General features: G+C 70.3%; 6 protein-coding genes. 3 read left to right on the top strand and 3 right to left on the bottom strand.

All coding sequences use genetic code 11. From position 1 onward, the window contains the following. Nucleotides 1-52 precede the first annotated feature (52 nt). The 3 genes from DXK32_RS16360 to DXK32_RS16350 all read right to left on the bottom strand — a co-directional run bounded on the left by DXK32_RS16360 (nucleotide 53) and on the right by DXK32_RS16350 (nucleotide 4,973). A complete protein-coding gene (locus tag DXK32_RS16360; RefSeq protein WP_035679667.1) occupies nucleotides 53-1,099 on the bottom strand; it encodes an ABC transporter substrate-binding protein in 1,047 nt (348 codons plus the stop codon). 47 nt (nucleotides 1,100-1,146) lie between these two features. Beyond that, nucleotides 1,147-2,307, bottom strand: coding sequence for an ABC transporter ATP-binding protein (locus DXK32_RS16355; protein ID WP_114859484.1), 1,161 nt, complete (start codon nucleotides 2,305-2,307; stop codon nucleotides 1,147-1,149). 263 nt (nucleotides 2,308-2,570) lie between these two features. Continuing rightward, nucleotides 2,571-4,973, bottom strand: a complete 2,403-nt coding sequence (locus tag DXK32_RS16350; RefSeq protein WP_162801199.1) for a protein arginine N-methyltransferase — start codon at nucleotides 4,971-4,973, stop codon at nucleotides 2,571-2,573. A 227-nt stretch (nucleotides 4,974-5,200) separates the two neighbouring features. Here DXK32_RS16350 and DXK32_RS16345 point away from each other — a divergent pair, with 227 nt between their 5' ends. Genes DXK32_RS16345 through DXK32_RS16335 form a run of 3 tightly spaced genes read left to right on the top strand, consistent with a single transcriptional unit; the run spans nucleotide 5,201 to nucleotide 7,937 of the window. Then, nucleotides 5,201-6,379, top strand: coding sequence for an OpgC family protein (locus DXK32_RS16345; protein WP_247877188.1), 1,179 nt, complete (start codon nucleotides 5,201-5,203; stop codon nucleotides 6,377-6,379). Next, complete coding sequence (locus DXK32_RS16340; RefSeq protein WP_114859481.1) at nucleotides 6,376-7,137, top strand: SGNH/GDSL hydrolase family protein; 762 nt, start codon at nucleotides 6,376-6,378, stop codon at nucleotides 7,135-7,137. Before DXK32_RS16345 ends, DXK32_RS16340 begins: the two co-directional genes overlap by 4 nt. Next, nucleotides 7,134-7,937 (top strand): SGNH/GDSL hydrolase family protein, encoded by an 804-nt coding sequence (locus DXK32_RS16335; RefSeq protein ID WP_114859480.1) that lies wholly within the window; start codon nucleotides 7,134-7,136, stop codon nucleotides 7,935-7,937. The genes DXK32_RS16340 and DXK32_RS16335 overlap by 4 nt, the downstream gene beginning before the upstream one ends. The last annotated feature ends 11 nt before the right edge of the window (nucleotides 7,938-7,948 follow it).

Here is a 7,948-nt window from a genome sequence, read left to right as displayed (position 1 = left end):
GCCCTCCCCTGCGAGAGCGGGGGAGGGTTGTGTGGGGGCCCGTTTCCCGCACTTACACCTTGATCTCCTTGTTGAACCGCTCGATCCAGCCGGCGCGGTTCTGGTTGATCACCGACCAGTCGTGGAACACGAAGGACGCCTTCAGCTCCTCCTGGTCCTTGGCGATCATGCGGGCGATGTCGCCGTCCATCTGCACCTTGGAATTCGTCGGAATGACGTAGAAGGGCGCCTGCATCAGCTTGGTCTGCACCTCCGGCGCCATGGCGGATTCGATCAGCGCCGCCGCCAGCTTGGCGTTGGGCGAGTTCTTGGTGATGTGGGCGGTGGTCAGGAAGGCGATGGTGCCCGTCTTCGGCTTGGCGAACTCCACCGGCACGCCGCGGGCGCGCAGGATCTGGATGGCGTTGAAGTTGCCCGGGGAGATGTCGATCTGGCCCTGCTGGAACAGGGTGGCGAGCGCGCCGGGATTCGGCGCGACGGCGCCGAGATTCGGCTGAAGCTCCTTCAGCGCGGCGAAGGCCGGCTCGATGTCGTTCTCGCCGCCGCCACGGGTCTTCGCCAGCTCGACCATGAAGGCGGTGCCGAGCGTCGAGTTCATGTTGGTGATGCCGACGCGGCCTTTGTATTCCGGCTTCCACAGATCGTCCCAGCTCGTCGGCGGGGTCTTGACCTTCTCCGGGTTGTAGGTGATGCCGACCGCCTGGAAGAAGATGCCCGGCCCTTCGGGAAGCTGGGCCACCGGCAGCAGGTCCTGGTAGTTCTTGCTGTCCGCGACGGGGAAGGGAGCGGCCAGATCCTGGCCGATCACCGACAGGCGCGGGCCGGGGTCCATCAGCATCACGTCGATCGGCGGGTTCGCCTTGGCGGCGGACACCTTGGCGATCATGTCTACCGACAGCATCGGGTCCAGCGCGATGTCGGCGTTGCCCGTGGCCTTGCGGAAATGCGGGACGATGACGTCGCGGTGGGCTTCCTCCCAGCTTCCGGTGAAGGTGGCGAACACCAGCTTGCGCGCCTGCGCCCAGCTCATGCCGGGGAACAGGGACATGGCGCCGAGCGTGAGGCCGGCGGCGAGGATCTGGCGGCGGTCGAGGGTCATCGGCGGACACTCCAGGGGGGAGGAGGAGAGAAGGGAGAGGGAGTGGATCAGGCGCCTGCGGGAACGGCGAAGGCGCGGCAGGTCTGGGGGGAGACGGGTTGCAGCCGGACCGGCGTGCCGGGGGCGCGCAGAGCGGCGCCGGCGACGCGCGGCTCGGTCACCTTCACCTGCCCGCCGTCGGCGGTGCGCACCTCGTAGACGACCACGGGGCCAAGCGGCAGGGCGAGTTCCACGGTGCCGGCGATCTGCTGGGGCGCCGCCTCGGCGGCGAGCCGCAGGTTTTCCGGGCGCACGCAGAGGATGGCCGGATCGCCAGCGGCCAGCGCGGCGTCGGGCGTGACGGCGGTCAGAACGGTGCCGGCCTCCAGCGCCACCTCGGCGACGCTGCCAGAGGCGCGGACGACGCGGCCCCGCAACTGGTTGGCGCTGCCGACGAAGCCGTTGACGAACAGCGTGCCGGGACGGTCGTAGACGTCCTCCGGCGTGCCGAACTGCTCCAGCCTGCCCCGGCTCAGCACGGCGATGCGGTCGGCCATGCTCAGCGCCTCCTCCTGGTCGTGGGTGACCATGATGGTGGTGATGCCGAAGCGGCGCTGGAGCTGCTTGATCTCGATCTGCATGTCCAGTCGGAGGTTCTTGTCGAGCGCGGCGAAGGGCTCGTCGAGCAGCAGGATGCTCGGCTGGATCGCCAGGGCGCGGGCCAGCGCCACGCGCTGCTGCTGCCCGCCCGACAGTTGCTTGGGGAAGCGGTCGCGCATGGCGTCCAGCTTCACCAAGCCGAGCATCGCCTCCACCCGCGCCCTCACCGCGTCGCGGGCGGCCCCCCGCGCCTCCAGCCCGTAGGCGACGTTCTGCGCCACGGTCATGTGCGGGAACAGGGCGTAATTCTGGAACACGATGCCGACGCCGCGCCCGGCGGGCGGCAGGCTGTCGACCACCCGGTCGCCGATGACGACGCGACCCAGCGTCTGCGCCTGGAAGCCGGCGAGGATGCGCAGCAGCGTGGTCTTGCCGCAGCCGGACGGCCCCAGCAGGGCCACCAACTCGCCCGCCTTGATCTCCAGCGTCACGTTGTCCACGGCGGTGGAGGCGCCGAAGCGGTGGGTGATGCCGTCCAGCGTCACCGCGACGCCCGCGGGCTTCGCGGTGGCCTCCGTGTCGGGCTGCGGCGGTCGGTGATGCGAACGGGCGGATTGGAGTGCGGCCATGGGGCGTATCCTGGTGGGGCGCACCGGCGGGGACCCCCGGTGGCGCGGCGCAGGACAGAGAAAAAGCAACCCACGTGCCACTCCGGCCAATTTGAGGGTGAGCCGGACCCGAACCCCCGCATACCCTGGTGTTCGCCTGCAAAGAGCCGCTCGGGCACGGCGCAAAGCTGGGCAGACTGCCCGCTGAATATGCCTAAAATTTCAGCGGAGCCTTGGTCTTGACCATGGTGCCCGATGTCTGGGCAAAAGGCGTGCCGCCGGGATCAGAGGAGTCGGGCGACCTCGCGCCAGGACTGGCCGGGCCCGGTGACCGGCGGCAGGTCCGGCAGCGGGCAGGGGCGCCCCTCCGGAAGGCCGAGCAGGTTCAGGGACACCACGCGGGGAAAGGCGTTGAACGGATTGCCCGCATGGTTGTCCGGGTTATAGATCGGCACGAGGTGCCACCACAGCCGGTAGCCGAGGCCCTGAAGCATGGCGATCAGATCGGCGGAATGCTCCTCCCAGTCGTTCTCCAGATAGAGCGCCGGGCGGAAACGGGCGATGCTTCGGGCCGCACCCTCGACCACCAGAGCCTCCATGCCTTCCACATCGGCCTTCAGCAGGGCCAGCCGGTCGAGGCGGAGGCCGTCGATCGTCTCGACCGGCACCGGCTCGCCGCTGAGGGCGCCCAGGCTGACGGCGCCGAAGTTGCCGGACCGGCCGTAGTCGGGGACCGGAACGGTGATCCGGCCGGGCGCGTTGCCGACCGCCGCCCGGTGCAGGACGACGTTGTGGAGGCCGTTGGCGGCGAGGTTGTGAGCCAGCAACTCATGCACCACACGCTGCGGCTCGAAGGCGTGGACGCATCCGGTGGGGCCGACCGTCCGGGCCAGCGGGACGGTGTGCGCACCGATGTTCGACCCCGCCTCGACCACCACATCGCCGGACCCCACCAGCATCGCGGCGAGGCGAGGCTCGGCGTCCGAATATTCGCCGTAGAGGGCAAGGGAGCGCCCGATGTAGGTGTCCTTCGCGAAGAAGCGCATCATCCCGTGCCGTCCGGGCCGCTCGGCGAGCATGGGCCGCCCAGGCTGGGCCGGCAGGATGACGACCTCCGGCGGAAAGTCCGGCCGTTCCGCGGCCACATGGGCACCGTCGCCGGGCTGCAACTGCAGCACCTTCGCCCCGACGTGCGACGACACGGGATCGTCCGGGGCCGGCGGGAAGGGTTGACCCACCCCCGCATGGACGCTGTCATGGACAAGCACGCGCCCTTGGATGCGCGGCCACACCCAGTCCGCCAGAAAGCGCTGGTCCTGCCAGCGGTCGGCCTTCCGATCGGCGGCGGCGTCGATGGCCGGCGTCAGCGGCGGCAGCCGACCAGCCATGCCGCCCCACATCCCGGCCAGGATCAGGTCGGTGTGCAGCACATGGTCGCGCATGACGTGGAAGGGCAGGCCGGACGCGATCCAGGCGTCCACGGCGGCCTTCTCCCGCGCGGTCGGGCGGGAATCGCAGTCGCGGCAGAGGAAACGCGCCACCGTCGGGTCGTCGGCGACGAGGAAGCGCCAGAACAGCCCGTGCGACGGGCCGCTGCCCGCCGGCATTTCGACCGTCTCGGCGCCGAGCCGCGCCAGTTCGGCCAGAACCGGGCGGGGAACCGAATCGTCGTGGTAGAAGCGGCAGGTCCAGCCGGGAAAGACCGCCGGCATCGCCTTGGCGTTGGCGAGCGCGCCCTGTGCGTAAATCTCCCGCGTCCCCCACAGGCTGAAGGCGACGATGTTGCGGGTCCGGGCGCCGTCGGAGCCGGGCGGGGTGTCGGGCGGCGGGACCTTGGCGGCGGCCCGCGCCAGTTTGAGGGCCAGAGCCTCCATGGACCACAGGGCAGCCTCCGTCGGGTCGCGCCGTTCCAACACCTGGACGAGGGCGTCGCGCACCGTGACATGAGCGGGGTCCAGATGGGCGCCGCGGCGGAGAACGGTCAGCGCCTCGTCCGTGCGGCCGCTGCGGCTCAGGGTGATGCCCAGATTGTGCAGGGCGAACCCCTCCGCCGGGGCGAGGCTCAGCGCCCGGCGGTACATGTCGGCCGCCGCTTCGAAGCGGTTGGAATCGAGAAGCGCTGTGGCGAGCAGGAAGGCCGGTTCGGACTCCGTCGGGCTCAGGGTGACGGCACTCTGGAAATCGGCGAGGGCAAGGCTTTGTCGGAGCTGCCGCAGATGGTCCTGCCCGCGCTGCTGATGGAGCAAGGCGAGCCGCCCGGTCATGTCCTCCCGGTCCGGGGCCAGGGCGCAGGCGTGCCGCAGGGCCGCGATGGCGGCGTCGGTGTCGCCGGCGTGATGCTCGGCCAGGGCCTGGAAATACCAGGGGTCGGGGACCTCGGGCGCCAGGGCCAGAGCGGAGCGCAGGGCCATGCTCGCCGCGCTCCATTCCTGCGCGGCGAGCAGCGCCTTGGCGTGGTCGATGCGGTAGGCCGAGGTGCCGGGGGCCTCAGCGACCGCGCGGCGCAACCGGTCAAGCGCGGTGTCGAGACGGTCCGTCTGGCAGGCGAGCACCCCGGCCAGATGCAGGGCCGGCGCGTAGTGCGGGTCGGCCTCCAGGATGCGGGCGTAGATGATCTCGGCTTCGGCGAGGCGACCGGACGTGTGGTGATCGACCGCGATGTCGAGCGCTTCTTCGATGGTCGCCATTCTGGGTCCTTCGCTTGACCGGCCGCGGGCTGGTGCGGTGGGACGGAACCGGTTGCGCGCGGTGATAGCACAACACGCGGTGTTGCGCATGGGGCGTTCGCCGGGATGGCGCCGGGGTTCCACCAACGGCGGCCAGACCTCTGTGCCGATTGCCAAAAGCGGACCGCCCATGCCACGGTGCGCCGCACACGAAACAAGGGCGGGGTCGGGCGGTGGCGTCAGGCGGGATGCGCGATCTTCGGTTGGACTTTTTCCGCGGGCTGGCCCTGTGGTTCATCTTCGTGGACCACATCCCGGGCAATCAGATCGCCTGGGTGACGATGCGCAACTTCGGTCTCAGCGACGCGACCGAGGTATTCGTGTTCATCTCCGGCTACACCTCGTCGCTGGTCTATGCCCGGATCCTGGACCAGCATGGCTGGCGGTTCGCCGCGGCCAAGGTGTTGGACCGCTGCTGGACGCTGTACGTCGCCTATCTCTTCCTGTTCATCGCCTTCACCGCCCAGGTCGCCTACACCGCGCGGGTCTTCGACAACCCGCTGTTCACCGAGGAAATGGGGATCGCCGGCTTCTTCGCCGATCCCGCGGTGTCGCTGGTCCAGGCGCTGGCCCTGAAGTTCCGTCCGGCCAACCTGGACATCCTGCCGCTCTACATCGTGCTGCTGCTGTCCCTGCCGGTGGTGCTGCCGGTGCTGCGGCGCTGGCCGCTGGCCCTGCTGGCCGGGTCGGTCACGCTCTACACGGCGGCGCGCCTCCTGGACTGGAACCTGCCGACCTATCCGGACGGCGGCGTCTGGTTCTTCAACCCTTTCGCCTGGCAGCTCCTGTTCGTTCTGGGGGCCACCATGCAGCGGCTGCCCGAAGTGGCGGCGGCGCTGACGGCGCGGCGGACGGCGCTGCTGTGGCTGGCGGGGGGGTATCTGTTCGCCTCCCTTCTTCTGGTGATCTCCTGGCAGATCGCGCCGATGGCCGCTCTGATGCCGGTGTGGCTGGCGGAGATCCTCTACCCGATCAGCAAGACCGACCTCGACCTTTTGCGGCTCGCGCATTTCTGCGCGCTGGCCTACGTCGTCCTGCAGATCGCGCGGTTCGACAGCGCGTGGCTGCGCTGGCCGGCGCTGGCCCCGGTGATCCTGTGCGGGCGGCAGTCGCTTCAGGTCTTCTGCCTGGGCATCTTCCTGTCCTTCGCCGGCCAGACGGTGCTGAACCACTGGTCCGCCTCGCTTTTGGCGCAGTTTTCGGTCACACTCGCCGGCATCGCCGTGATGGTGGCCGCCGCGCGGGTGCTGACCTGGTATCAGTCCGTGGGACGGCCGCCACGTCCATCGGCGTCCGCCCCGCCCGCGGCTTCCGCCGCTCCACTGGCCTCCGCCGCCACAGCTTCCGCCAAGGACCCGAGCGCATGAAGCGCGCGACCGTCTTGACCCTGGCCGTTCTCGCGGGACTGACCGCATCCGCCGCCACGGGCGTCGCGCAGGCGGCATCGCAGACGCCCGCCGATCCCTGCGCCGTTCCGGAAACCGTCTACACGGTCGATGGTGCCCTGCCGCGCGCCTGGGAGCGGCTGAAACGCGGCGGCGCGCTGCCCATCCTGGTGCTCAACTCGGCAAGTTCACGCCCGGACACCGCCTATCCCGCGCTGCTGGAAAAGGAGCTGGCGGCGCGGCTGCCCGACCGCAAGGTCAGCGTGACCGTCCGCAACGCGCCGGGGGCGACCGCGCAGGAGATGCTGCCGGTCCTGAACCGGGAACTGGCTTCCTCCTCCGCTTCCCTGCTGGTCTGGCAGGTGGGCACGGCGGACGCCATGCGGAACATCGGGCCCGACAGCTTCGGGGAAGCGCTGGGGCGCGGCATCGCGGCGGCCCAGGGGCGCGGCGCCGACGTGATCCTGATGGACATGCAGTACAGCCCGCAGACGAGCCAACTCATCACCTTCCAGCCTTACCTGGACTATGTGGAGTGGGTGTCGCAGAACAGCGACGTGGTTCATTTTCCCCGTTTCGAGATGATGCGGCATTGGTTCGAGGAGGGCCGCGTCGGCTTCGCCCCCGACTCCAGGGAGGAAAAGCTGCAGGCCTACCAGTTCGTCCACCGCTGCCTCGGCCGCATCCTGGCCGACACCGTGTCCACCATGATCGACCGCGCCGGGAGACCCGCTCCGTGACAGGCACGCCCGCCCCCCGGACCCGTGGCCGGAGGGCCGCCGTCCTGCTGTCCCTCATCCCCTTCCTCGCCGGCCTGACGGCAGCGCCCGGTCCGGTGAAGGCGGCGGCCTGCGCCGTCGCCGTTCAGACCGCCGACCTCGCCGTGCCGCTGCCGCGCAGCGCGCGGGCCCTGGCCGCCGGCGGGCCTCTGCGCATCGTCGCCATCGGCTCCTCCTCCACCGCCGGGGCCGGGGCCAGCGGACCGGCGCACAGCTACCCGGCGCGGCTGGCCGAGCATCTGGGGGCGCGTTACCCCGGCCTCGCTCTGACGGTCCTGAACAAGGGCGTCAACGGGGAGACCGGTCCCGACATGCTGAAGCGCTTCCAGCGCGACGTGCTGGACGAGGCGCCCGATCTGGTGATCTGGCAGGTGGCGGCCAACACCGTCCTGCGCGGGGACGACCCCGACGCGGCGGAACAGGTGATCCGCGACGGCGTGCGGACGCTGAAGGCCGCCGGTCTGGACGTCGTGCTGATGGACCTGCAATACGCCCCGGCCATGCTGGCGAAACCCCGGCACGAGGAGATGGAGGACCGCATCGCCCGCGTCGCGGCGGCGGAGGAGGTCGGCCTGTTCCACCGCTACGCGGTGATGCGGCAGTGGGTGGAGACGCGGCAGGCCGCCATGGGCGATCTGGTCGGGCCGGACGGCATCCACCAGAACGACTTCGGCTATGATTGCGTGGCCCGCACGCTGGCCGCCTCGCTGCACGACGCCCTCGGCTTGCGGACCGCGGGGGCGGTGTCCGCAAGGCCGTGAGGGGGTGAACC

Source organism: Azospirillum brasilense (assembly GCF_003349955.1).
GTDB classification, from domain to species: domain Bacteria; phylum Pseudomonadota; class Alphaproteobacteria; order Azospirillales; family Azospirillaceae; genus Azospirillum; species Azospirillum brasilense_B.
This window is presented reverse-complemented; position numbering and strand designations above follow the sequence as displayed.